19 protein-coding genes are annotated in these 24,317 nt (G+C 65.2%); 9 read left to right on the forward strand and 10 right to left on the reverse strand.

Features of this window, described 5'->3' with window-relative positions:
- The first annotated feature begins 148 nt into the window (after window positions 1-148).
- Together creB and creC are read left to right on the forward strand one after the other, a co-directional pair.
- Entirely contained in the window at window positions 149-829 is a 681-nt protein-coding gene (gene creB / locus HJ583_RS12245; protein ID WP_170022193.1) for a two-component system response regulator CreB, read from the forward strand.
- Window positions 826-2,256, forward strand: a complete 1,431-nt coding sequence (creC, locus tag HJ583_RS12250) for a two-component system sensor histidine kinase CreC (RefSeq protein ID WP_170022194.1) — start codon at window positions 826-828, stop codon at window positions 2,254-2,256. The genes creB and creC overlap by 4 nt, the downstream gene beginning before the upstream one ends.
- Before the next feature lie 244 nt (window positions 2,257-2,500).
- On the opposite strand, the gene HJ583_RS12255 is transcribed toward creC, so the two are convergent.
- From HJ583_RS12255 to HJ583_RS12280, 6 genes are all read right to left on the reverse strand, one after another.
- A complete protein-coding gene (locus HJ583_RS12255; RefSeq protein ID WP_170022195.1) occupies window positions 2,501-3,046 on the reverse strand; it encodes a PaaI family thioesterase in 546 nt (181 codons plus the stop codon).
- A gap of 41 nt (window positions 3,047-3,087) precedes the next feature.
- Window positions 3,088-4,524 carry a DHA2 family efflux MFS transporter permease subunit gene (locus tag HJ583_RS19130; protein ID WP_170022196.1) on the reverse strand — a complete coding sequence of 479 codons (1,437 nt, stop codon included), beginning with the start codon at window positions 4,522-4,524 and terminating at the stop codon, window positions 3,088-3,090.
- 46 nt (window positions 4,525-4,570) lie between these two features.
- Window positions 4,571-5,377, reverse strand: coding sequence for an oxidoreductase (locus tag HJ583_RS12265; RefSeq protein ID WP_170022197.1), 807 nt, complete (start codon window positions 5,375-5,377; stop codon window positions 4,571-4,573).
- A 39-nt stretch (window positions 5,378-5,416) separates the two neighbouring features.
- Window positions 5,417-8,485: an efflux RND transporter permease subunit gene (locus HJ583_RS12270; RefSeq protein WP_170022198.1), complete on the reverse strand. Its 3,069-nt coding sequence runs from the start codon at window positions 8,483-8,485 to the stop codon at window positions 5,417-5,419.
- Window positions 8,482-9,591 (reverse strand): efflux RND transporter periplasmic adaptor subunit, encoded by a 1,110-nt coding sequence (locus tag HJ583_RS12275; RefSeq protein WP_170022199.1) that lies wholly within the window; start codon window positions 9,589-9,591, stop codon window positions 8,482-8,484. The genes HJ583_RS12270 and HJ583_RS12275 overlap by 4 nt, the downstream gene beginning before the upstream one ends.
- Window positions 9,592-9,678: 87 nt before the next feature.
- Complete coding sequence (locus tag HJ583_RS12280) at window positions 9,679-10,296, reverse strand: TetR/AcrR family transcriptional regulator (RefSeq protein WP_170022200.1); 618 nt, start codon at window positions 10,294-10,296, stop codon at window positions 9,679-9,681.
- A gap of 87 nt (window positions 10,297-10,383) precedes the next feature.
- On the opposite strand from HJ583_RS12280, the gene HJ583_RS12285 reads away from it, so the two are divergent.
- The 4 genes from HJ583_RS12285 (at window position 10,384) to HJ583_RS12300 (ending at window position 15,758) form a co-directional block, all read left to right on the forward strand.
- The gene (locus HJ583_RS12285; RefSeq protein ID WP_170022201.1) at window positions 10,384-11,844 is read left to right on the forward strand and encodes an efflux transporter outer membrane subunit; all 1,461 of its coding nucleotides are present in this window, start codon (window positions 10,384-10,386) and stop codon (window positions 11,842-11,844) included.
- Between the two features lie 213 nt (window positions 11,845-12,057).
- Window positions 12,058-13,404: a cell envelope integrity protein CreD gene (gene creD, locus HJ583_RS12290; RefSeq protein ID WP_170022202.1), complete on the forward strand. Its 1,347-nt coding sequence runs from the start codon at window positions 12,058-12,060 to the stop codon at window positions 13,402-13,404.
- Window positions 13,405-13,723: 319 nt separating this feature from the next.
- Complete coding sequence (locus HJ583_RS12295; protein ID WP_170022203.1) at window positions 13,724-15,187, forward strand: M12 family metallopeptidase; 1,464 nt, start codon at window positions 13,724-13,726, stop codon at window positions 15,185-15,187.
- Between the two features lie 139 nt (window positions 15,188-15,326).
- A complete protein-coding gene (locus tag HJ583_RS12300) occupies window positions 15,327-15,758 on the forward strand; it encodes a hypothetical protein (RefSeq protein WP_170022204.1) in 432 nt (143 codons plus the stop codon).
- A 26-nt stretch (window positions 15,759-15,784) separates the two neighbouring features.
- On the opposite strand, the gene HJ583_RS12305 is transcribed toward HJ583_RS12300, so the two are convergent.
- Both HJ583_RS12305 and HJ583_RS12310 read right to left on the reverse strand, forming a co-directional pair.
- On the reverse strand, window positions 15,785-16,651 hold the full coding sequence (locus tag HJ583_RS12305; RefSeq protein ID WP_170022205.1) for a TIGR02285 family protein: 867 nt from the start codon (window positions 16,649-16,651) through the stop codon (window positions 15,785-15,787).
- A 73-nt stretch (window positions 16,652-16,724) separates the two neighbouring features.
- On the reverse strand, window positions 16,725-18,041 hold the full coding sequence (locus tag HJ583_RS12310; protein WP_170022206.1) for a pectate lyase: 1,317 nt from the start codon (window positions 18,039-18,041) through the stop codon (window positions 16,725-16,727).
- Window positions 18,042-18,194: 153 nt separating this feature from the next.
- On the opposite strand from HJ583_RS12310, the gene HJ583_RS12315 reads away from it, so the two are divergent.
- Together HJ583_RS12315 and HJ583_RS12320 are read left to right on the forward strand one after the other, a co-directional pair.
- On the forward strand, window positions 18,195-19,562 hold the full coding sequence (locus tag HJ583_RS12315; protein ID WP_170022207.1) for an MATE family efflux transporter: 1,368 nt from the start codon (window positions 18,195-18,197) through the stop codon (window positions 19,560-19,562).
- Between the two features lie 192 nt (window positions 19,563-19,754).
- Window positions 19,755-20,864 (forward strand): EAL domain-containing protein, encoded by a 1,110-nt coding sequence (locus HJ583_RS12320; RefSeq protein ID WP_170022208.1) that lies wholly within the window; start codon window positions 19,755-19,757, stop codon window positions 20,862-20,864.
- Between the two features lie 48 nt (window positions 20,865-20,912).
- Here HJ583_RS12320 and HJ583_RS12325 read toward each other — a convergent pair whose 3' ends face one another.
- Together HJ583_RS12325 and HJ583_RS12330 are read right to left on the reverse strand one after the other, a co-directional pair.
- Window positions 20,913-21,854 (reverse strand): glycoside hydrolase family 43 protein, encoded by a 942-nt coding sequence (locus HJ583_RS12325; protein ID WP_170022209.1) that lies wholly within the window; start codon window positions 21,852-21,854, stop codon window positions 20,913-20,915.
- Between the two features lie 242 nt (window positions 21,855-22,096).
- On the reverse strand, window positions 22,097-23,302 hold the full coding sequence (locus HJ583_RS12330; RefSeq protein ID WP_170022210.1) for an MFS transporter: 1,206 nt from the start codon (window positions 23,300-23,302) through the stop codon (window positions 22,097-22,099).
- Window positions 23,303-23,398: 96 nt separating this feature from the next.
- Between HJ583_RS12330 and HJ583_RS12335 the strand changes: the two genes are divergently transcribed.
- Entirely contained in the window at window positions 23,399-24,298 is a 900-nt protein-coding gene (locus HJ583_RS12335) for a LysR family transcriptional regulator (RefSeq protein WP_170022211.1), read from the forward strand.
- The last annotated feature ends 19 nt before the right edge of the window (window positions 24,299-24,317 follow it).

The following is a 24,317-nucleotide window of genomic DNA, read 5'->3' on the forward strand; positions in this document are numbered from 1 at the left end:
GTCTCCTTGGTGTGGTTTTCCCGGCGGGAGCGCCGGTACGCCAGCAAGTTTCACCAGCCCTGATTACGCCGCCATGAAGCGTGAATGACACTCGCCGGAAGGCTGTTCGCCTTGCCCGCGCCGCGTCTTGTCCCGGAGAATGCCGGGCATGAATCCCGTGATCCTGCTTGTTGAAGACGAACCGGCGATTGCCGACACCCTGGCCTGGGCGCTCAGGAGCGAGGGCTTCGAGCCCTGCCATGTGGCCACCGGTGGCGAGGCGCTGACGCGGCTGGCCCAGGGCGGGATCGCGGTGGCGGTTCTGGATGTGGGCCTGCCGGACCTCTCCGGCTTCGAGCTGTGTCGCCGCATCCGTGCGCAGGACGCGGCCCTGCCGGTGATGTTCCTCACCGCGCGTTCCGAAGAGATCGACCGGGTGCTGGGCTTCGAGATCGGCGCGGATGATTACGTCGCCAAGCCCTTCAGCCCGCGCGAAGTGGTGGCCCGCCTGCGTGTGATGCTGCGCCGCTCCGGTGCGATCGCCGCACCCGCTCAGGCTGCGCCGGGTCTGCAGCTCGATGAGGCCGGCGCGCGCGTCCTGCATGCCGGCCATCCGCTGCCGCTTACGCGCTACGAATACCTGTTGCTGCGCCATCTGCTCAGGCAGCCCGGCCGCGTGTTCTCGCGTGATCAGCTGCTGGACGCGGTGTGGGGCGCGGGCAGCGAGAGTACGGATCGCACCGTCGACACCCATATCAAGACCCTGCGCGCCAAGCTGCGCGCGGTGGCGCCCGAGCTGGATCCGATCCTCACCCATCGCGGCATGGGCTACTCGCTGGCGCTGGCATGAACCTGCCGCTGCGCATCCTGCTCGGTTACTTCCTGGTCGTCGGCCTTGCCGCCTTTTTCGTGCTGCGCATCTTCGTGGGCGAGGTGCAGCCCAGCGTGCGCGAGGCCATCGAAGAGACCATGGTCGACAGCGCCAACATCCTCGCCGTGATGGCCGCCGACGAGTTGCGTGCCGGCCGCATCGGCGAGGGCGAGTTCGCCGCGCGGATTGCCGACTACCGCAGGCGCGGCGTGGATGCGCCGATCTGGCACTTTCGCAAGAGCACGCTGGATTTCCGCGTCACCGTCACCGATGCCGACGGTATCGTGCGCTTCGACTCTGACCAGCGCGCCTTAGGGGCCGATCACTCACGCTGGAACGATGTGTACCGCACCCTGCGTGGCGAATACGGCGCCCGTTCCACCCGCGATGATCCGGATGATGACGGCTCCTCGGTGTTCTACGTCGCCGCGCCAGTGCGCGATGGCGAGCGCATCATCGGCGTACTCACCCTGGCCAAGCCGGTGCGCACCGTGCAGCCGATCATCACCCGCAGCGAGCAGACCATCCTCAAGCACGGCTTCTGGCTGATGGGTGGTGCGGCGCTGATCGGCCTGCTGGTCACCCTGTGGCTCACCGGCTCGATCCGCCGCCTGCGTCACTACGCCCAGGCCGTGGCCGCCGGCGAAGCGGCCAACCCGCCGCTCGGGGGCGGGCAGGAACTCTCCGACCTTGCCCGCGCTATGGAAGCCATGCGCCAGAAGCTCGAAGGCAAACAGTATGTGGAGCAGACCGTGCAGGCGCTGACCCACGAGCTCAAGAGCCCACTCGCCGCCTTGCGTGGCGCCGGTGAAATCCTCGCCGAAGCCGAGTTGCCAGCCGAGCAGCGCCAGCGCTTCGCCGGTCATGTGCTGAGCCAGAGTGCGCGCATGCAGGAATGCGTCGAGCGCATGCTCTCCCTTTCCCGCCTCGAAGCCGGGCGTGGCCTGGGTGAGCTGGAAACGCTGGAGGCAACGGAGTTGCTGGACGATCTGTGCCGTGTGCGCCAGCCGCGTGCTGATGCTCAGGGCATCAGCTTCGAAACGCTTGTGCCGGCGACCTCCATCGCCCTGCGCGGCGAACGCGAGCGTCTGCTGCTGGCACTCGGCAACCTGCTCGACAACGCGCTGGACCACGCCCCCGCCGACAGCCTGATCTGCCTGTCCGCGAGCATCGAGGCGAGTGAATGCTGCTTCCGCATTCGCGATCAGGGCGAGGGCATTCCGGACTACGCCCTGCCGCATCTCTTCGAGCGCTTCTACGGCCTGCCGCGCCCCGATGGCAGCAAGGGCTCCGGCCTTGGGCTAGCCATCGCGCAGGAAGTCGCTCGTCTGCATGGCGGCAGCGTCAGCCTGGCGAATCATCCCGAGGGCGGGGTCGAGGCGTGTCTGCGGGTGGCGCTTGGGTGAGTCCGATGGGTGCGGCTTTGTGGAATGCTGAATGCGTACAATCGGCCCGCTGCGGCCGGTCGCATCTTCTTCAATCCCGCCATTCAGGCGGCCGCTTCGCCTCGGAAACCGGCCAGACAGCCACTGCCAACAACTCGGCAATAGCCGCCCGTCGAAGCGCCTTTTATGAGCGACGGCATCCAGTACTTAGCGGCCTGCTAGATCACTCGCCCCTGAGCTGAAACCGCTTCGTGCAAGCTTGCCGTCAAGCTGCTTGAGCCTTGAAAACAAAACAGGTTGTAGTCGCGTGGGCGTACAAGCGGCCTTTCTCGTCTTCGACGCGCGCCTCGGCCGTCGCCATTTGACCGCCCCGGTGTAGGACTGTCGCGACGGCACGCAGCGGGCCGGTCCTTTGCGATGCGGGCCGCACGATGTTGATGCTGAGTTCCGCCGTCGTGTAGGAGCGCCCAATCGGCAGTGTCGTTTGAACAGCACAGCCCAGCGCGGAGTCCAGCAGCGTAGCGAACCAGCCGCCGTGCACCGTGCCCAGCGGGTTGTAATGCTGCAGCAACGGGATGCCCTGGAACACGGCGCGGCCGTCGCCTACTTCCAGCAGCGTCATGTTCATGGTTTCGTTCATCGGCGGATAGGGCAATTCGCCAGACATCATGGCTTCGAGAATGGCCCGCCCGCTCTTGCCCGCAAGCTGATCCATTCGGGCCAGACCAGGCGATCCACCGCTGTCGCGCGCGCGTTGAATGGCATCCGATTGCTGGCTCGCCCAGCCAGCCGGGCTCTTTTCAATTTCCATGATTATTCCGCTTGGTGAATGCCGCTTGATGCTGGGTCAACTTACGATTTCCTGGCAAGGCTTGCCGGCCCGGTTCTGACCGGGAGGCACAAGGCGGCGGTCAGCAGCGCCAGACTCATATGGCATAGATAAACCGCATCGAAATTGGCGCGGCTGAGAACTGCACCGCCCAGCAGCAACACAGTAAGCGCGACGCCCATGACCGACCCGATCTGGCGTATCGCCTGATTGATGGCGCTGCCGACGGCGTAGTGCTGTGCGGGCAGGTGGCTGACGGCCGCGCCCGACAATGAGGGCAGCACCATGCCCACGCCCATGCCGCTGAGCAGCGCGCCCGGCAGCCATTGCGTCAGGTAGGCCGGCTCGGTGCCCGGCACCAGCAAGAACCATAGTCCGCTCAGCCCGTAGATCAGGCAGCCGACGACCAGCAAGGGACGGTGGCCGTAGCGCCCCGCCAATCGCCCCGACAGCGCTGCCACTGGCACGACGCACAGCGGCCCGGGCGCCATCGCAATGCCCGCCAGCGGCAGCGAGTAGTGCCAGATCGCATTCATGTAAAAGAAGAAGGCGAAGAACATCATCGAGAAGGCGATGCCGAAGCTCAAGCTCGCGAGATTTACGTAACGGTAGGTAGCGTCGCGAAACAGGCTCAGGTCCACCAGTGGCGCGCTGGCAAGCCGCGCCCAGGCGATGAAGCCGGCGATGCTTGCGAGCCCGAGGCCGGCAATTTCCAGGAGTTCATGGCGCGACCAATCGGGCGACTCGGCCTGCACGATGGACAGCGCCAGGGCGCCGATGCCGAGGATCAGCAAGCCCATGCCCACCAGATCGAGTGGCCGTCCTTTGTTGGGCTGTTTTGCTTCGGCCAGCAGCGTGACGCCGCGCCAGATGGCGAACATGCCCAGCGGCAGATTCAGGTAGAAGGCCCACGGCCAGCCGAGCGAGGCCACGACGAAGGCGCCCAGACTGGGCCCCACGGCAGCGGCCAGGCCCCCGACCGCGCTCCACAAGCTGACTGCCACCGCACGTTTGTTGGCCGGGAAGGCCGCCAGCACCAGCGAGAGCGAAGCCGGCGTCAGTAATGCCGCGCCCAGGGCTTGCAACGCTCTGGCCGCAACCAGCCAGGCCACGTTCGACGCCAGACCGCAGGCCGCCGACGCCACCAGGAACAGCGCAACGCCGAGGAGAAACACCTTCTTGCGCCCATGCCTGTCAGCCAGCCCCCCGGAGGGGATCAGCATCGCGGCATACACCACCGTGTAGGCGTTCAGCACCCACGAGAGATCGGCCGCCGTGGCCTGCGGAAAACCTGCCCGCAAGGCGCTGAAGGCGGCGAACAGCATGGTGCCGTCCATCGACACCAGAAACACCGCGATGCTGGCCACCCAGAACACTGGCCAGGGCGAGGCGGTGTCTGGCGAGGCCTGCTTCACGGAGGCCGGCGAGGAGAGAACGATCTGCTTGTCGGGGGTGCTCATGGGGCGCTTCGAATGTTGGCGACGACGGGATATCTGCGGCGAGGAATCAGGCGAGCCCGAAGGTTTTTCGCAAGCCCTTCTCGACCGGGCCGGCGGGCATGAAGCGGCGCAGCTTGGCCAGCAGCGAGGCTTCACCCTTGGGCGTGTGGCGCATCTTCCAGGAGCCCAGGGCGGCGTCGACAATCGTCTTGGCGACGCCATCGGGCAGCGGCGCTTTCTGCACGTTGTTCTGGATGGCCTGCGACACGATGCTCAGCTCCTTGCCGTAGGCCGGAATTCTGGCGACGGTCTGCGGCGCGTTGAGATCCAGATTGGTCTTGGTGAAGGAAGGCTCGACCAGCGCCACGCGAATGCCGAACTGGCGCACCTCGTGATCCAGCGTTTCGGACAGGCCTTCCACGGCATGCTTGGAGGCTGAATAGAGCGCCATGTACGGTGCGGGCAGGAAGCCCAGCACCGAGCTGACGTTGACGATGCGCCCCGACCCCTGACCACGCATGTAGGGCAGCACGGCCTTGATGGTGCGCAGCAGGCCGAACAGGTTGGTGTCGAACAAGGTCCGTGCTTCGTCGATCGAGGTTTCCTCGGTCGCGCCCAGCAGCGTCACGCCCGCGCTGTTGACCAGTACGTCGATGCGCTTGGCATGGCCGATGACGGTCTGGATGCCGCGCTCGATGGATGCTTCGTCGCGGATATCCATCTCGACCAGTACGACACCCGGAATGGCTTGCGCGCTGGCTTTATTGCGTACGGTGCCGAAGACCCGGCAACCCTGCTGGGCAAACTTGCTGGCGGCGGCGCGCCCGATGCCCGACGACACGCCGGTCACAACGACAACTTTTGAATTAGACATGGCAAATCCTTTTTATGCGGGTAAGTTGGGGTAAAGGAATCAGCCCTGCGAAGGCGCGGGCCTGATCTTGAACCAGATGGAATACATGGCTGGCAGGAACACCAGCGTTAGCACCGTGCCGGCGAGCGTACCGCCAATCAGCGTGTAGGCCAGTGTTCCCCAGAACACCGAATGGGTCAGCGGGATGAAGGCCAGGATCGCCGCCAGCGCGGTCAGGATCACCGGTCGCGCACGCTGCACGGTTGCCTCCACCAGTGCGCGGAAGGGGTCGAGCCCGGCCTCTTCGTTCTCGCGGATCTGGCCGATCAGGATCAGCGTGTTGCGCATCAGGATGCCGGACAGCGCGATCAGCCCCACCAGCGCATTGATGCCGAAAGGTTGCTGGAACAGCAGCAGCGTCGGCACCACGCCGATCAGCCCCAGCGGGCTGGTCAGGAAGACCATGACCATGCCGGAGATCGAGCGCACCTGCAGGATGATGATCAGCAGGGTGGCCGCCAGCATGATCGGGAAGATCGGCAACATGGCGACCGTCGCCTTGCCGGCTTCCTCGATGGAGCCGGCCTCCACGATGCGGTAGCCGCTCGGCAGCTTGGCCATGATGGGCTGGAGCTGCTGGGTCATGGCCGTCGACACATCGGGCGGCTGCAGGCCTTCGGCGATGTCGCCGCGCACGGTGATCGTCGGCGTGCGGTCGCGTCGCCGCAGGATCGGGTCTTCCATGCGCACCTCGACCTTGCCCACCTGCGACAGCGGGATGCGCTGCCCGGCCGAGCCGACCAGCGTGAAGCCGGCGATCTTGGCGGGGTCGAGACGGGTGTCGCCGGCCGAGCGACCGACCACCTGCAACGAACGGATGTCCTCGCGCACCTCGGTCAGCGGCGCGCCGCTCAGCAGGAACTGCAGCTGCAGGGCCACCGAGCTGGAGCTGAGCCCCAGGGCATGGAGCCGGTCCTGGTCGAGGGTGAAATGCAGGGTGGGGACGCGCGGACCCCAGTCCGTGTTCACGGTGCGCATCATCGGGCTGGCGTGCATGACGGTCTCGACTTCGGCGGCGATCTCGCGCAGCTTGTCCGGGTCCGGCCCGGTGACGCGGTAGGCCACCGGGAAGGGTGAAGGCGGCCCGAACACGATCTGGGTCACGCGCACCCGCGCCTGGGGCGCCAGGCCCTCGGCGATCACCTTGCGCAGCCGGAATTTGAGCGCCTCGCGTTCCTTGTCGTTGCCGGTGAGCACCACGATCTTGGCGAAGGACGGATCGGGCAGCTCGGGCGACATGGCCAGGAAGAAGCGCGGCGCGCCCTGGCCGATGTAGGCAGTGACGATCTTGGCTTCCGCCTGCTTGGCGAGCCAGGCCTCGACCTTCGCCGTCGCGGCGCTGGTCTGCTCGATCGAGCTGCCATAAGGCATCTGCACCTCGACCAAGACTTCCGGCCGGTCTGAGGTGGGGAAGAACTGCTTCTTGACTGCTCCCATTCCTAGCACCGACAGCACGAACAGGCCGACCACCGTGGCGGCGACGATCCACTTGCGGGCGATGACGCGCCCTAGCAATTGGCGGAAGCGGTTGTAGCGCGGCGTATCGTAAATGGCCGCGTGGCCGCCCTCGACTTTCTTGAACTCAGGCAAGAGTTTGACGCCGAGGTAGGGCGTGAACACCACTGCCACCACCCAAGAGGCGATCAGCGCGATACCGACGATCCAGAACATATTGCTGGTGTATTCACCGGCGGTGGAGCGGGCGAAGCCATTCGGCATGAAGCCGACCGCCGTGACCAGTGTGCCGGACAGCATCGGCGCCGCGGTGTGGCTCCAGGCGTAGGCCGATGCGGCGATGCGGTCATAGCCCTCTTCCATCTTCACCACCATCATTTCGATGGCGATGATGGCGTCATCCACCAGCAGACCCAGCGCCAGGATCAGCGAGCCGAGCGTGATGCGGTCGAAGTTCTTGCCGGTGGCCGCCATGATCACGAACACCGCCGCCAGCGTCAGCGGCACGGCCGCCGCCACCACGATGCCGACATGCCAGCCCATGCTGACAAAACACACCACCATCACCACCAGCAGGGCGACGAAGAACTTGACCATGAATTCGTCGACTGCCGAGCTGATGTTGACCGCCTGATCGGTCACCTTGGTCAGCGTCATGCCCAGCGGGAGTTCCGCATTGATCTTGGTGACTTCCGCTTCGAGCGCCTTGCCCAGGTCCAGCCCGTTCCAGTCGTCGCGCATCACGACGCCCAGCAAGAGCGCCGGCTCGCCGCCGTTGCGCACCATGAAGGTGGCGGGGTCTTCGTAACCGCGCTCGACGCTGGCCACGTCCGACAGTTTCAGCGTGCGCCCCTGCGCGACGATGGGCGTCTGGCGAATCTTCTCTAGCGTGTCGAAGGCACCGTCGACGCGCACGAATACCTGTGGCCCCTTGGTTTCAATCGAGCCGGCAGGGGTCAGCAGGTTCTGGCTATTGAGCGCGGCGAAGATGTCCTGCGGCGCGACGCCCAGCGTCGCTAGGCGGTCATGCGAGAAGGACACAAAAATGCGTTCGGGCTGCTCGCCGATGATGTTGACCTTCTTGACGCCGGCGACGTGCAGCAGTTGCTGGCGCAGCGCTTCCGCGTCGCGCACCAGCAGGCGCTGCGGCTCACCCTTGGCCTTGAGGGCGAAGAGTGCAAAGGTCACGTCGGCATACTCGTCGTTGACCATTGGCCCGATGACGCCGGCCGGCAGCTTCTTGGCCTCATCGCTGATCTTCTTGCGCGCCTGGTAGAACTCCTCCTGCACCTCGGACGGCGGCGCGCTGTCGCGCAGGGACACCATGGTGAAGGCCAGCCCTGGGCGGGTGAAGGTCTCCGTGCGGTCGTACCAGCGCAGTTCCTGCATGCGCTTTTCCAGCGGTTCGGCGACCTGGTCCTGCATCTCTTGCGCCGTCGCGCCTGGCCAGGCAGTCACGATGGTCATCTGCTTGATCGTGAAGGGCGGATCTTCCGCGCGCCCCAGTTTGAAGAAGGCGAGAATGCCGGCTGCCGAAATCAGGAAGATCAGGAACAGGGTGATGGCGCGTTCGCGTACCGCGAGCGCCGACAAATTGAAACGGCTCTCGCTCATGGATGCGCTCCTTCCGTTGCTTTGGCCGAGGCAAGACCCGCCACGCGGACCTCTTCACCTTCGCGCAGCAGATGCGCGCCGAGCGCGACGATCTGCTCGCCTTGCTTGAGCTGGCCCGCGACGTAGGCGCCAGCGTCATCAATGCGCTGGACCACGACCGGCCGCCAGGACACCTTGGCCGGCTCACCCTGGATTACCCACACCCCGGAGCCCTTGCCCGGATCGAACAGGGCGCCGATGGGTACATGCAGGCCGCCTTGTGCCGACGTAGCCCCGTCTGGAATCTGGATCACGACGGTGCTGCCCAAGGGCGCGTTCGACAACTCGCCCTCCAGCACATAGCGCGCCTCGAAGGTGCGCGTGAGGCGATCCGCCGAATTGGAAAGCTGGCGCAGCCTGGCCGGAACGGCCGTGCCTTCCTTGCCGAACAAGGTGGCTTGCGCCACCGAGCCGATGGCCGGGCGCAGCGTTTCCGGCAGCTGGATCACCGCTTCGCGGCGACCGGCATGGGCCAGGCGCACCACGGCCTGCCCCGCGCTGACGACTTGGCCCGGCTCGGCCAGCGTCTCCATGACCACGCCGTCGCCATCGGCCAGCAACTCGGTGTAGCGGCTGGCATTGCGGGCGACATCCGCCTGGGCCTCAGCCGCACTGAGCTGCGCCTTGGCGGCATCGGCCGCAGCCTTGACCTGGTCATACGCGGATGCCGAGATGGCGCCGGTGCCGCGCAGATCGCGGTAGCGGGCCTCATCTTCCGCCGTCTGCTGGGCGCGGGCGCGTGCGGCGGCCACCGCCTCCTGTTGGGCATGCGCCGCCAGCTTCAGATCGACCGGATCGATACGCATCAGCGGCTGGCCGCGCTTGACGCTTTGCCCGGCGTCCACCAGGCGCTCCAGCACTTTGCCGGAGACGCGGAAGCCGAGATCGCTCTGCACCCGGGCTGCTACGGTCCCGGTGAATGAACGCGAAGCTGCGCTCGCCTCGCGGGCGAAGGCAGCGCGCACCATGGGTTGCCCGGTGCGCGGATCGGCCGGGGCCTTTTCGCCGCAAGCGACCAGCGCCAGGGGCAAGGCGCAAATGAATAGAGGAGTGGCGAGCCGGAGCATGAAAGTCCCTTTGGCGAAGTGATCGGGACCTTCATCATCTTTCTTGTGACCAAATTAGTCAATAGTCACTGTTGATTTTGCATTGTTTCACGGTGACAGGCTGCGCAGCACCAGGCTGGAGAGTTGGCTCGGTGCGTCCTCGGTGTAGTCCAGGCTGTGCTGCAGGATCAGCGGGTTCAAGTAAGGGCGCATCACCAGATAGATCGCCATCACGGTTTCGTCCAGCGGCGTCTTGCGCTCGAAATCCCCGCTCTGCCGCCCCTCTTCCAGAATGCCTCGCAGCAAGGTCCGGATCTGCTCTTCGTAGGCAAGCGTGGACTGCCAGCGCTCGGTGGCGGCGGAGGTCGCGATCTCGTACAGCTTGCGGTCCTGGGAGAACAACTGCAGGCTCAACTCGACGATGGACTTGAACATGCGCCGCAGCTTTTCGGGCGGGCGATCAGCCTGGTCGATGGCGGCCTTGATGTCGGTGCCGATCTGGCCCAGGCAGTTGGCGCAGATCATTTCGCCAATCGCCTGCTTGGACTCGAAGAACTTGTAGATGTAGGCCTTCGAGAAACCGATGGCCTTGGCGAGATCGGAAACGGTCGTCTTCTCGTAGCCGTAGCGGCTGAAGTGTTCGGTGGCCGCGAGCACGATCTGGTCGCGCACCTCGTGGTCGGCCGGGCCCCGCGCCGAGGCGGCATAGGTACTGGTTTTTTTCATGGGCGCCAGCTTACGCCAGCAGGAAAGACTAGACAACTTGTGACTGATTGGTATTATGGTCACTAGTCTGACGTTAGAGAGAAACCCATGTCGCCCAAACTCACACTCATCGCCTTGCTGGTCGCTGGCCTGTCGACCGGCTGCGCCGTCGGCCCCGACTACATTCGCCCTGACACAGCCTTGCCCGAACGCTTCCAGGGCCAGGCTGCGGTGGATCAGCGACTGGCAAAGTCCAGCGCCGAGCTCGCCACCTGGTGGGCAGGATTCGGCGATCCGCAGCTGACACGCTTCGTGACGCTCGCACTGGAGCAGAACCTCGATCTTGCCCAGGCCTCGGCCCGCGTCACGCAAGCGCGGGCCGGGCTGGGCGCGGCCAATGCCGCCTTGCTGCCCTCCGGCACAGTGAGCGGTCAGGCGGCGAGGGCTTACCAGTCGGTCGAAACGCCGCTGGGGCAAGTCCTGAACTCGACGCCCGGCTTCGACCGTTACGGCAATGCCTATGAAGCGAATCTGGGCGCGAGCTGGGAGCTGGACGCCTTCGGCGGCTTGCGCCGGGGCCGCGAAGCCGCGCTGGCCGAGTACCGCGCCTCGGAAGCTGGCGCAGTCGCCACGCGGCTGGCCGTGGCGGCACAGACCGCCGACATCTACATCAGCATCCGTGGTCTGCAGGCTCGCCTGGATGTCGCGCGCCGCCAGGAACGCACGCAGCAGGACCTGCTCGCCACCATCAAGCTGCTCTACGGCAAGGGCCTGGCGCCCGAGCTGCAGGTGCGCCAGGCCGAAGGCGCGCTGGCCCAGGTGCGGGCGTCGATCCCGGCGCTGGAGGCGGGTCTGGAGGTGGCCATGAACGCACTGGATGTGATGTTGGGCACGGCGCCCGGTACGCATCGCGCCGAGCTGAACGACAGCGCCGACATCCCGGCCGCCCCGCAGATCACCGCCAGCGGGTCGCCGAGCGATCTGCTGCGGCGCCGGCCCGACCTGATCGTGGCCGAGCGCCGCCTGGCCGCCTCGAACGCACGCATCGGCGTCGCCATCGCCGAGTACTACCCCAAGCTCTCGCTGAGCGGGCTGGTCGGCAGCGCGACAACGGTAGCGAGCGGCAATCTGTTCACCACCGGCGCCAACCAGGCTTCAGGCATGTTGGGTCTGCGCTGGCGTCTGTTCGACTTCGGCCGCATCAACGCACAGATCGAGCAGGCCAAGGGGCAGGAAGCCGAGATGCTGGCAGCCTATCGGCTGGCCGTGCTGCGCGCAGCGGAAGACGTGGAAAACGCCTTGTCGACCCTGGTCAAGCGCGAAGCGCAGACGGCCGAACTGAGCCTGGGCGTGGATTCGCTCAGCCGCGCGCGCGGCGCCTCGTTTGCGGCCTACCAGAAGGGCGTCGTCAGCCTGATCGAAGTCCTGCTGGCTGATGAGAACCTGTTGCGGGTCACCGATGCGCGGGTGCAGGCGCAAACCGAATCGGCGCGTGCAGCAGTCGCTGCTTTCAGGGCCCTGGGTGGTGGGTGGCAGCCCCGCGGGTCAGACGCAGTGGCAAGCAAGTAGCAGATCGGAGGGAGAGCGCTGTCTGGTTACGATGTAGCAGCCATCGTTTGGGTTAGGCGAGGCGACCGGCAGCTATGGTCGAAAGCAGTCTTGTAGGTGCGCAATGCGCACCCTGGCTCTAGCTCCCACTTCACTCCCACTTCACACAGCCCTCATTTGCGCCTCAAAGTGACATCGCATCCTGACGGCATGTTCAACCGGAGGGAGATTCCGATGCGCAGTTTCTTTTTCAAGATGCTGATGATCAGCGTGCTGGCGGTGGTGTTGTTTGTGGCGGGCACGATGGTGCGCGGCGTGGTGGCGGACCGGATGATGAACCGCGAGGTGGCGCGCCAGTCGATCAGCGAGGGGCTGGCCGAGCGGCAGATGCTGGCCGGGGTGGTGTTGCGGGTGAGCTATACCGAGCACTGGCAACAACCGGTGGCGGACAAGGACGGGCGGGTGCTGCGCCAGGAGCCGCGCAGCCAGAAACATGAGCAGCTGGTGCTGCCGGAGACCCTGAGGCTGAGCGGCAGCCTGATCAGCGATCCGCGCCAGCGCGGCATCTTCCATATCAATGCCTATGTACTGAGCGGGCGCCTGGCCGGCACGCTGAAGCTGCCGGCTCTCGGCGAGCTGGCGCGGCATCAGCCGGATTCGAGCGTGGTGATCGATTCGGCCGATGCGGTGCTGGCGGTGAGTGATCCGCGTGGCCTGCGCAAGGCCGAGCTGAAGGTGGCCGGGCAGGCGCTGGCACTGGAGCCGGGCACTGGCCTGAACGGCGCACGCGAGGGCGCCCATGCCGTGCTGAGCGAAGCAGCCGCACTCGCCGGCAAGACGCTCGCCTTCGAGCTGGCGCTGGATCTGGCCGGTACCGACTCCTTCAGCATGGTGCCACTGGCACGCGACACCAGCGCCAGTCTGAATTCGCGCTGGCCGCATCCGTCCTTCGGCGGGCGTTTCCTGCCGGAGTCGCGCTCGGTGAGCGAGAACGGCTTCGAGGCGCAGTGGCATGTCAGCGCGCTGGCTTCTAATGCGCGCCAGAACTGGCCGGTGGGGGCAGAGGGGGGCGTGCGCTCGGCGGACGCTTTCTCGGTGAGCATGATCGATCCAGTGGATATCTATTCGATGTCCGACCGCGCCAGCAAGTACGCCGAACTTTTCATCGCCATCACGCTGGGCGCCTTCCTGCTCTTCGAGTTGCTACGCCGCCTGCGTCTGCATCCGATGAACTACCTGCTGATCGCGGCGGCACTGCTGATCTTCTTCCTGATGCTCTTGTCGCTCTCGGAACGGATTGGTTTTGGCCTGGCCTACCTCTCGGCGGCGAGCGCCTGCGTGTTGCTGATCGGTTTCTACAGCGCGCATCTGTTGCGCAGCCTGTGGCTGGCGAGCGGCTTCACGCTAGGCTTGGGCGCCTTGTACGGGGCGCTTTACATGATCCTGCTCTCCGAGCAGAACGCGCTCCTGATGGGGAGCCTGCTGCTCTTCGCCTTGCTGGCCTGCGTGATGGTGGGAACCCGTAAGGTGGACTGGAACGCGCTGCTGGCGCCCAGCCCGGCGCCTGAGCTGATGGATTGAATTTCGGCGCGTTGAAAACCCGGTGCCCGCTCACGCGGCTCCGGGTTTTTGCATTGTGCCGCCTACCTCTTTTGACCGCCTGAGCGCCGCTCATTCGGCGGAAACGGCCATTCATTCCAGGAGGATGACTTTCAGCGGCGACTAGCGGCAAATGCCGGATCAATCGCACCCGGATCAATGAAAATCCATGCAAATCAATTCAAGAACTGCTCAAGCGCGGGCGGCTTTTTCCGGCGCTTGTGCCTGAATTTTCAAGCTTTGCTGCACGCGCAACGTGAGCTGCGCTTCGCACACAACAATTCATTCAGGGAGATTGAACATGCATATTTCATCCAGACTCGGTGTGCTGCTGGGCCTGCTCATGCTGTGTGGCACGGTGGCCGCACAGCATCCGATGGTGGCGGCGCGCAAGGAGCTGTTTGCCGCCAGGCAGGCGGAAGCACGCCATGGCCAGATCAGGGAGGCGCGCATCCAGGGGCGCAGCGAGAAGCTCCGGTATCAGGTGATCGATGGCGCGGCCATGCTGGGTGGGGACATGATGCTGGGCGATGCGGAATTCGTTCGCCAGCACGGCATGCCGGATTTCCGCCATCTGCTCAATCACCGCTCGCGCGAGGCGCTCAAGGCGCGTGAAGCCCAGATTGCCGCCAGCAATGTTTCGCTTGCCGCGCCCACCGGCTCGGCTTCGAATGGCGTGACCCGTGCAGTCAGCCGCTGGCCGAACAATGTTCTGTACTACGTCATCGATGCTTCGATGAATGCCAAGGGCCGTCAGGCCATCACGGATGGTCTGGCCATGATCAGCGGGCGCAGCGCAATCCGTTTTGTGCCCCGGACGGCGGAGAGCAACTATGTGAACTTCACCGCCGGCAGTGGCTGCTGGTCTTATGTGGGCATGATCGGCGGGAAGCAGGATATTTCGCTGGGTTCGGGCTGCGAGTATTCATTCGTCGTTGCCCACGAAGTCATGCACGCTTTGGGTTGGCAGCATGAGCATCAGCGCTCGGACCGGGATCAGCACCTCACCATCAACGTCGCCAACATCAGCAGCGGCATGGAGTACAACTTCGACAAGTTGCCCGCCACCAGCGCCGATGCCTTCGGGGCCTATGATTTCGCCTCGATCATGCATTACGACGCCTATGCTTTCTCAAGCAACGGCCAGCCCACCATGGTGCCGGTCTCCAGCAGCGTTGGCCTGAATTCCTTTGGCAATTCGACCAATCTGAGTACGGGCGACATCGCTGCGCTGAACCACTACTATCCGGGCAGCAGTTCTTCCAGCAGCTCTTCAAGCAGTGTCTCGTCGAGCGCTGCTTCGTCCCGTGCCGCGTCCTCATCGTCGCGCGCCTCATCTGCGGCGGCGGCCTCTTCGGCAGCGAGCAGTCGTGCGTCGAGTGCGAGCAGCGCTTCGAGCGTGTCTTCCAGCCGTGCCAGCAGTTCGTCGCGTAGTGCTTCTAGCGCGTCGAGCACAGCCAGCCAGGCCTTCGTGATTACCCCGGCCAATTCTGCGCTGACCGTGAATCTGGGCCAGACCGGTGCCTTTGCCTTTACCCTGGCAGGCACGCCGGCCGAGCTCAGCGGCAGCATCCGCTATGCGGCCAGCATCAGCAATACGACGGTGGTGGGCATTAGTGGCCTGCGCCTCGCCAACGGCAGCAGCGCCAGCAACAAGTGGCTGACGGTGACGCCGGTGCGCCGTGGCACCTCGACCATCCGCCTCTACGCGACAGCTGCCAGCGGACGGATGAGCAGTTTTGCCGTGACGCTCACGGTGCGCTGAACGCCGTATGCGGCCGGGCGCTTGAGCCTGGCCGCAATTACGGCAACACTGCTGTCCCGGCTCTTGAATGAAGAATGGATTGAATGCACCCATGCTCAGCTTTCTACGCAGAGTCCTTCTCCCGGTGGTGTGCCTGAGCATGTCAGCCTGTCTCAATGCCGCGCCGGATGCTTTGCCCTGGCTGCAGGGCGAGGCCCGCATCGCTGCTGCACTGGCTGATTTTCCGGTCAGTGAGCTGGAGCTGAGCCTTTACCGCATCGGTCCGCCGGATCGGGCCGCTGAGCTCATCGAGCGCCGCAGCTTGCCGCTCCCGGCCCATGTTCGGGGCGCAGAAGCCCGTCTGCCTTTCAGCCTTGGCCAGGCTCGCCAGTACCTGGCCGGCGAGCGCTACTACTTCACGGCCTACATCCTTCATCAGGGTCAGCGCAGCCATGCCGGCCGTTGTGGGGCAGAGGCCGCACCGATCTGCCCGGTCGGTGAGCCAGTCACGATGCAGGCGCTGCAGATCGAGTTCGACGCTTTGCCTGCCACCCGTTACGAAGCCGCGCCTCAGCCTTCACGCTGGCGCTGAGCGGCTCGACCGCCAAGACACCGGGTTCAGCGTTTGCGCCTGGGATCAAGCTCGCGCAGATAGGCCTCGGTGCGTTTGCGGCCTTCGGCATCCTGGCGCAGGAAGGCGCTGCGGCGAAAATCCGGATCGTTCCAGTACTGGCGTTGCAGGGCGTTGATGCGGGTGATCATCCGGCGGCCCCAGTCGGTTTGCGGAGCGACAAAGTAGGCCGGTATCAGGCGGGGCATGCCAGCGATAGGCAGTGTGACCAGCGGTTCGGCCGGGTTGGGGTAATGCTGGCGGTAGATGCGCAGTTCGCTGCCAAAGGCGATGGCCATGTCCAGCCGGCCCAGTTGCATCATGCGGATCAGTCCTTCGCCCACGTCGTCGGCTGCGGGGCGGCTGATGATGGCGGGGTGATTGCGCAGGGCGCCGAGTTGCTCGTCGATGGCCTGGCCGTAGGAGCGACCGCTGCTGATGCCGAGGGTCAGGCCACTGGCGCTCACGGCCTGACTCAGTTTCACTTCACCTGCGGCGTTGAGCCAGGGCTTGAGGCTGGCGAGCCGGCTGCTCGGCAGGATCAGCTGCGGCGGGGTGCTGGCATAGAAGGGTTCGGCGAAGAGCATGTAGCTTTCGCGTTCGGCGTTGCGCTGCAAACCACCGCAGATGAGTGGGTTGCCGGCCTTGATGTCGGCCTGGGCGCGGGCAATGTTGGAGTATTGCCACTTATGCTCGAACTCCGGCATCTTGCTCATCAGGAAGGCGGCATGCCCGTCCACGATGCCGCTGCCGGCTTCCGGGCCGCTGGCGATATACATCGGCGGCAGATCGAACTGGCACCAGCTCACGCTTTCGGCCGCAGCAAGGGGCAGGCTTACAAGGCTTAGCAGGAGGGCGTGGCAGATCCGGTGCATCAGAACTTACCGGCTGGACAGCCGCTTTCTTGAGCCGTCGCCCCGCCTCCGTCGTCACTTCAGCGGGTCGGCATCAGCGCGCAGCCAGCTCGCTTAGGTAGACCTCCAGCCAAGTGTAGCCACTGGCGTGCGGGGCGGCACCGTCCTTCGGATTCTGCGGGTCAAGGCCATGAGCGCTTTCCCATTCATCCGGCAGACCGTCCTCGTCACTGTCCAGCGGGGCCGGGCCACCCGCCAAGGCTGGCCAGCCACCGACATCTTCCTGATCATTGATGAGGCGTCCGGTGCCGCTGCGTACCTGTTGTACGACACGCTGGTCCACACCATCGCGGGCGAGGCTGGCGCCGGCCTTGGAAAGGACCAGGGCATAGGCCTCGGAGGCGCTCTGGGTGGTGAGCGGAGGCGCGGCGAAGGCGTCCTTGCTGAGGGTGTGGCGGTTGACGGCTTCGCCGGTGGATAAGCCGAAGAAGCGCCCGCCTTCGGGGCCGGAGAGTTCGGGGTGGCCCTCGAAGAGGTTGTCGGCGACGTGGAAGCGGGTCTTCGGGCCGACGCCGTCGGTGAAGGTCACGGCCTGCAGCAGCTTGGTGTTCGGCCCCGGCTTGAGGTAGTTGGCCACGTAGTTGACGCGGATGTCGCCATCGACCATTCCGCTGGCGTAGTCACCCCAGTCGTAGATCACGTTGTTGCGGAAGTCGAAGGTCGGGGTGGGGTTGAACATTCCGCCGTAGTTGTCGCCAAAGCGCGGGTTGCGGCCACGGTGGTGGGCCCACAGATTGTGGTGCAGGCTCACACCGCCGGTAGCGCGCAGCAGGCTGCCGTAGCCGTGGGCACCTTTCTTGTGGTGACTGTAATTGAGGCTCTCGCTGATGATGCTCCACTGGATCGTGATGTCGCGGATCGGGCCGGAGGGCGAGAGGGTTTCGTCGATCGACCAGCTTGCCGAGAGGTGATCGAGGATGATGTCGTGGCCGTCGGTGATCGATACCGCGTCATGTTCACCGCGCGCGGTGGAGCCCATGCGCACCCGCAGGTAGCGCACGATGATGTTGCTGCCGCTGATGATCAGCGGCGCGCCGCGCAGGGTGATGCCATCGCCCGGGGCTGTCTGGCCGGCGATGGTGACGTTGCTGCCATCGATCTTGAGCGGCGACTCCAGCTGGATCTCGCCCCCCACCTTGAACACGATGGTGCGCGCGCCCCAGCCGAGCAGCGCCCAGCGCAGGCTGCCGCTGCCCGAGTCCTTGAGGTTGGTGACGTAGATCACCTTGCCGCCGCGCCCGCCCGAGGCGTTGGCGCCAAAGCCTTCGGCGCCGGGAAAGGCTGGTAGGGCCTGGGCGGCGGGGATCAGGATGGCGGCAAGAAGTACGGCAACAATCGGCTTGAGCAACATGATGTAACCGGGAACAGAATGGAAAGCGCCATTGGAACAGGAATGGCAGGGCGAGGCGAGGGCGTTTTTCCGCGCATTTGTCTGACATCAGGCAGCACCCGTCAGGCTGCTTTGCGCTAAGGTCTGGGCTTTCGTTTTTGGGGTGGCGCGGGCATGTCGCGGCTGATTCGTCCTGAAGTCTGGAAGCTTGCCGCCCCGGTGCTGGTCGAGCAGCTGTTCGTGAACCTGCTAGGCAGTCTCGGCGCGATCATGGCGGCGCGCCTGGGCAGTGAGCCGGTGTCGTCGATCGGTAACGTTGAAGCCTTCACGCTGGTGGTTAGCTCCTTGTTCTCGGCGCTGGCCATCGGGGCGACGGTGGTAGTGGCGCAGTGCATCGGCGGTGGGCAGCGCGAGCGGGCTGCGGGCGCTGCCCAGCAGGCGCTGGCCTCGGGCCTGCTGATGGCACTGCTGGTCGCGGCGGCGGCCGGGCTGTGGGCGCGCGAGCTGTTGGCCTTGCTGTATCCGGGGGCAAGCAGCGTGATGGTGGAGCACATGCACCAATACCTGCTGTGCGCCGCGGCCACCTATCCGCTCACTGCACTGACCCTGCTGGCCTGTGGCGTGTTGCGCGGCGCTGGCGATACGCGTCTGGTGATGCAGGTCAATTCGCTGGTGACCCTGCTCAACGTGTTGCTCGGTTATGCGCTGATCTATGGTTTCGAGTTGCACACCGGCTGGTTCGCGCTTGGAGTGCCACGCCTCGAAGTGCTCGGGGCGGGGCTTGCCCAGTGGCTGGCGCGTCTGGGCGGAGTGATCTTCCTGATCTGGGCCTGGCGTCGCAGCGGGCCGCTGTTTCCGCAGCAGGGCTGGCGCAGCTTCCGCTTCGATACGCGTCTGCTCCGCTCGCTGTATTCCATAGGGATTCCCGCGAGCGTCGAGTCGCTGGCCTTCAACGGCGGCAAACTGCTAGTCCAGGTCGTGGTGATGAGCCTCGGGCCGGTGGCCGTGGCGGCCAACTACATCGCGTTCTCGATCGCCGGGATCATGAATATCCCCGGCAACTCCCTGTCGGTGGCCAGCACCACCCTGGTCGGGCAGGCTGTTGGCCGCGGCGACGAGGATGCGGCTGCCGCCAGCATGCGCTACATGTTGCGCCTGGGTTGGTGCGTGACGGCCGCCATCGCGCTGGTTTTCAGCCCGCTGGTGCCGACGGTGGTCAGTCTCTACGCCACCGAAGCGGCCGTGCAGCACCAGACCAGTGTGCTGGTGTGGCTCAACTGCGCCTTCCTGATCGCCTTTCCGACCACCTTCATCCTGCCCAACGGCCTGCGCGGTGCGGGTGACGCGCGCTTCGCGATGATCACCACCATCATCGGCATGCTGCTGTTCCGCATCCTGCTGGGCTATATGTTCGGCCTGCTGCTGGGGTGGGGCATCGTCGGGGTGTGGCTGGGCATGTTCACCGACTGGCTGCTGCGCAGCGCGCTATATCTGTGGCGTCTTGGCAGCGGGCGCTGGCGCGGGCGGCGTCTGGCGGCCTGAGTGCGGGGCGACGAAGGGAGATCAGCCGGGCTTCAAGTTTGCTTGCCTCCATCTGTGTCAACAGGCTGAACGGTCGTTGCCGGAAGGCCTGATGGCGCTACCCTTACGGGTGAAAGCTGCGGTCGCCTGAAGGCTGCTGCACACACTGAATGAGGCAGGCTCCAAGCCTGCCCGCCCCGAATGGAGAGATGCGTGGAAAAGCAGTGGTTTCTGGAGTCGATCGCCGCGGATGGTTCGCACATCACGTACACCGTGAATGCGCTGCCCTTCCGTGTTGGCCGCGATTCCGAGAACGAACTGGTGGTGACCACCCTGGGCCTGTCCCGTCATCACGCCATGCTGACCCGCGATATCAGCGGTCTGCTGCGCCTCACGGATCTGAACAGTACCAATGGCAGTTTCGTGAACCGCGAACGGGTGGAAGGCTCTCGCCTGCTCAAGGAGCACGACATCATCCACTTCGGCACGGCCGAATTCCGCCTGCGTCAGCGCGAGCTCGAATCGGAGCAGGCTCAGGTCATCACGGCCAATGACATGCGGACCATGCTGGTGCCCAATGGCATGCTGCTGTCCGAGTACTTCGTGCCGAACGAGGCCGAGTTCATGGAGCTGCTCGATGGTCACGGCCTCACCGGCGCGGCTCAGCCCATCGTCAGTGCGATCGACAATTCGATCTTTGCCTACGAATTGCTCGGGCGCGCCAATCATCCCCTGCTGCCGCCCTCGCCGATCCGCCTGTTCGAGCTGGCCAGTTCGCTTGACCGTGAGGTGGAGCTGTCGCGGGCTTTCCGCCGCTTCGGCATTGCCAGCATCGCGCCGCGCCTGCGGGGTTTTCCCCTGTTTGCCAACACCCACCCCAAGGAAACCTTCAGCGCGGAGTTTTTCGCCTCGCTGATCGAGTTGCGCCAGAGCATGCCCGAGCTGGATCTGGTGGTGGAGATCCATGAGACCGCTGTGACGGATCTCAATCGCCTGCGCGAGCTGACGGCCCAGTTCAAGGATATCGGCGTGCGTTTCGCGTATGACGATTTCGGGGCAGGTCAGGCCCGCCTCAACGAATTGGGCGATGCGCCGGCGCACTTCGTGAAGTTCGACATGGGCCTGGTGCACGACATCCATCTCGCCAGCCCGCGCAAGCGCCGCGTGGTGAGTGATCTCGTCAAGCTGGTGCTGGATCTGGGCTCGGTGCCACTGGCTGAAGGCATCGAAATGCAGGCTGAGGCCGAGATCTGCCGCGAAATGGGCTTCCAGCTGATCCAGGGCTTTCTCACCGGCAAGCCGATTCCGGCCGAACAGTTCTGAGCGTGAAGACGCCGCGCGGCCGGCGCGGCGTGTCTCCAGGCCTGTGGCTCAGTAGCTTGGCCAGCCACCCGAGAATTTCAGATCGCTGATCAGCAGCTTCGGAGCGCCATTGGCCGTGGCATCGTAGGCGTGCCGGGCGATGATGCTGTAGCCATTCTCGCGGTAGATATCCTGACCGCCGGGGCCTACCCAGCGCGAGTTGCCCGCGTCGAGCACGCTTGAATAGCCATCTGTCATCTTCTTGCCGTTCTTGTCGTAGTACGGCCCGGTAATGCTGGTGGCGCGCCCATAAGCCACCTTGTAAGTGCTGGAGGTTCCGGCACAGCATTTGTCGATCGACACGAAAAGGTAGTAGTAGCCCTCGCGCTGCACGATGGCAGGCCCTTCTATGCCGCTGCTGCGCTTGGCCAGGGTGGTGATCGAGCCGGTCGGCTTCATCGTGCCCTTGTCGATCTTGACGATCTTGATGCCCGAGAACCAGGAGCCGAAGACCAGCCAGGGCTGGCCGTCCGCATCGAAAGTCAGGTTAGGATCGATGGCGTTGTAGTCGTTTGTGCCGCTCTTGCTGCTGATGACCTTGCCCCTGTCGCTCCAGTCACCCTTGGCGACCGAGGTGGCCGACAGCAGGCCGATTGCCGAGGTATTCGAGCCAAAGGTCGAGATCGAGTAGTAGAGCCAGACCTTGCCGTTGTAAGTCACCACATCCGGAGCCCATACATCGAGCCCGCTGTGAGCTGGCACATAGGTGCTCCACCAGGCCGGGCGCGCACCGAGCACCTTGATGCCGCGGCTCCAGGCCTTGCCGTCGCCCGAGTACAGCACCTGGATGCCCTCGCCGGTCGAGAAGGTCCACCAGGTGGCGCCTTCCTTGAGGATGGCCGGGTCATGAACCCCGACATCGCCGGACAGCGTCCAGTGATCGGCGTGAGCAGCCAGCGTGCTACCGGCCAGCACCGCAGCCAGCAGCGTCTTGCGGAAAATGTGTCGCATGAATCTGTCTCCTGAGATTGTTGATGACCCGTTCCCGGGCTGCCTTTTTGTTGGCAATCAGCACCTTAGCATTCATGCGCATTGAATATCCGGCGCCAGCGGTGGCGGGCGCTTAGTCAGGCGTGCGGACTATCAACGGAAACTTGTCTGACTTGCAGTGCGCGGCAAGCCGCAGCATGGCCCTGATCAGCTCGTGCTGCGGCCTGGGCCCTCAGTTTGGATCAGGTCGGACAAGTCGCCCGTCAGGCGCGGCGCGCCGGCCACAGCCGGGTGATCAGTGCAGTGATGCCACAGATCAGGCCGACGAGCGCAACCCCGCGCCAGCCAGCTTGCGCCAGCGCCAGGCTGCCGATGGCCGAGCCGGCTGACATGCCCACGAACATGCTGCCGATCAGCACCGCGTTGAGGCGGCTGCGTGCGGCCGGCTCCAGCCCGTAGATGATGCTCTGGTGCGCGATCAGCGCGGCCTGGACGCCCAGATCGAAGAGCAGGGTGCCGGCGATCAGCAGTCCAAGGTTCTGCGGGGCGGCGGCAAAGGCGGCAAAGCTTACGATGACTAGCACGGCGCCCGCGCGGGTGACCGGCTCGGGTCCGCGGCGGTCGGCAAAATGCCCGGCCAGGGGGGCCGCCAGGGCACCCACGGCGCCCGCCAGACCAAAGGCGCCGGCGATGGCACTGCCGAATCCGAAGGGCGGCTGCAGCAACATCACCGCCAGCGTCGACCAGAAGGCGCTGAAGGCGGCGGACAGGCACAGTTGAGCCAGCGCGGCGCGGCGCAGCGCGGGATGGCGCTGCCAGAGCGTCACCAGCGAGCCGAGCAGGCGCAGATAGGGTTCCCGGGTGGTGGGCGCGAAGGCCGGCAGGCGGCGCTGCATGATTACGGCAAGGCCCAGTACGGTGAGGGCCGCGGCAATGAACATGCTGCGCCAGCCAAAGGCTGCGGCGACCGTGCCGGAGACTACGCGCGAGAGCAGGATGCCCAGCAGCAGGCCCATCATCACATGGCCGACGATCTTGCCGCGCTTTGCTTCGGGGGCCAGCGTGGCCGCGGCTGGTACGCAATCCTGTGCCACCGAGGCGGCGATCCCGATGGCCAGGCTGGCGGCGCAGAGCTGGAGCAGGGACTGGGTTATGGCCATGGCGAACAGGCCGGCGGCCAGGATCACCAGTTTCACCAGGATCACCCGGCGGCGGTCATAACGGTCACCCAGTGGTGCCAGCAGCAGGATGCCGATCGTGTAGCCGATCTGGGTCAAGGTCGGGATGCGGCCGATGGCGGCGGGCGAGGCGCCCAGTTCGCTGGCCAGCAGGCCAAGGATGGGCTGGTTGTAATACAGGGCGGCGCAGGTCAGGCCCGCCGCACAGGCGAGCAATACGACCAGCATGTTGTCGAGCCCGCGCGGGAGGACCAGGCCATCGGCGGTGGTGGAGGAAGCAGGGGTGTTCATGATGCGTTTGGGGTGGGGAAGGGGTGGGCAGAGTGTGTCGTGTAGTCGTAAAGCACGGAAGGCGTATGTTGCGCAGAACTGTTATACATTCTGTGTATGAGCGCTTCGCCTGACCGCCTGCTGCTGACCCAGACCTTCATCCGCATCGTTGAAGCCGGCAGCCTGTCCGCGGCGGCCGCGCAGATGAATACCAGCCAGCCGACCGTCAGTCGTCGTCTGCAGGCGCTCGAACGCTCGCTGGGCCTGAGCCTGATCCTGCGTTCGACTCATGCCTTGCGTCTGACCGAGGCCGGGGCGCGCTATTACACCCGGGCCAGGGAACTGGCCCTGGCCTGGAGCGAATTCGAATCTGATCTGCGTGGCGCGGTGGATGAGCCGCAAGGCCTGCTCCGCGTGGTGGTGCCGCACGCCTTCGGCCAGAACCACCTGATCGGGCCGATGGCCGCTTTCCTGGCGCGCTATCCGCGCGTGTCGATTGAATGGCTGCTGCATGACACGCCGCCGGACTTTGTTGCCGAAGGGATCGATTGCGCGGTCCGCGTTGGCGAAGTTAGCGATCCTGCTGCGGTGGCTATCCGCATCGGCGAAGTGCCGCGGGTGCTGGCCGCGGCGCCGGCCCTGCTGGCCGGATGTGCCCTGCCGCAAACGCCGGAAGCCCTGGCCGAACTGCCCTGGCTCGCGCTGCTGCCCTTCTACCGCAAGGAGGTGCGCCTGCAGCGCGGCAGCGAAACTCATTTGCTGGCGATCGAGCCCCGCGTCACCACCGACAGCCTTTACGCCATGCGCAATGCCGCGCTGCTGGGCGTTGGCGTGGTGCTGGCCTCGGAATGGCTGTTGCGCGAATCCTTTGCCAGTGGTGAGCTGGTCCAGTTGTTGCCGGAGTGGCATGGCGCACCGCTGCCGGTATATGTCACCTATCCCTATGCCGCGTTTTATCCCGCCAAGCTGCGCGCTTTCGTCGAGGCCATGCGCGACACGGTGCGTCTGCTCGGTTGAGGCGGCGCGCGGCTATGCA

Origin of the sequence: Uliginosibacterium aquaticum, from assembly GCF_012972705.2 — a bacterium.
In the GTDB taxonomy this organism is placed as follows: domain Bacteria; phylum Pseudomonadota; class Gammaproteobacteria; order Burkholderiales; family Rhodocyclaceae; genus Uliginosibacterium; species Uliginosibacterium aquaticum.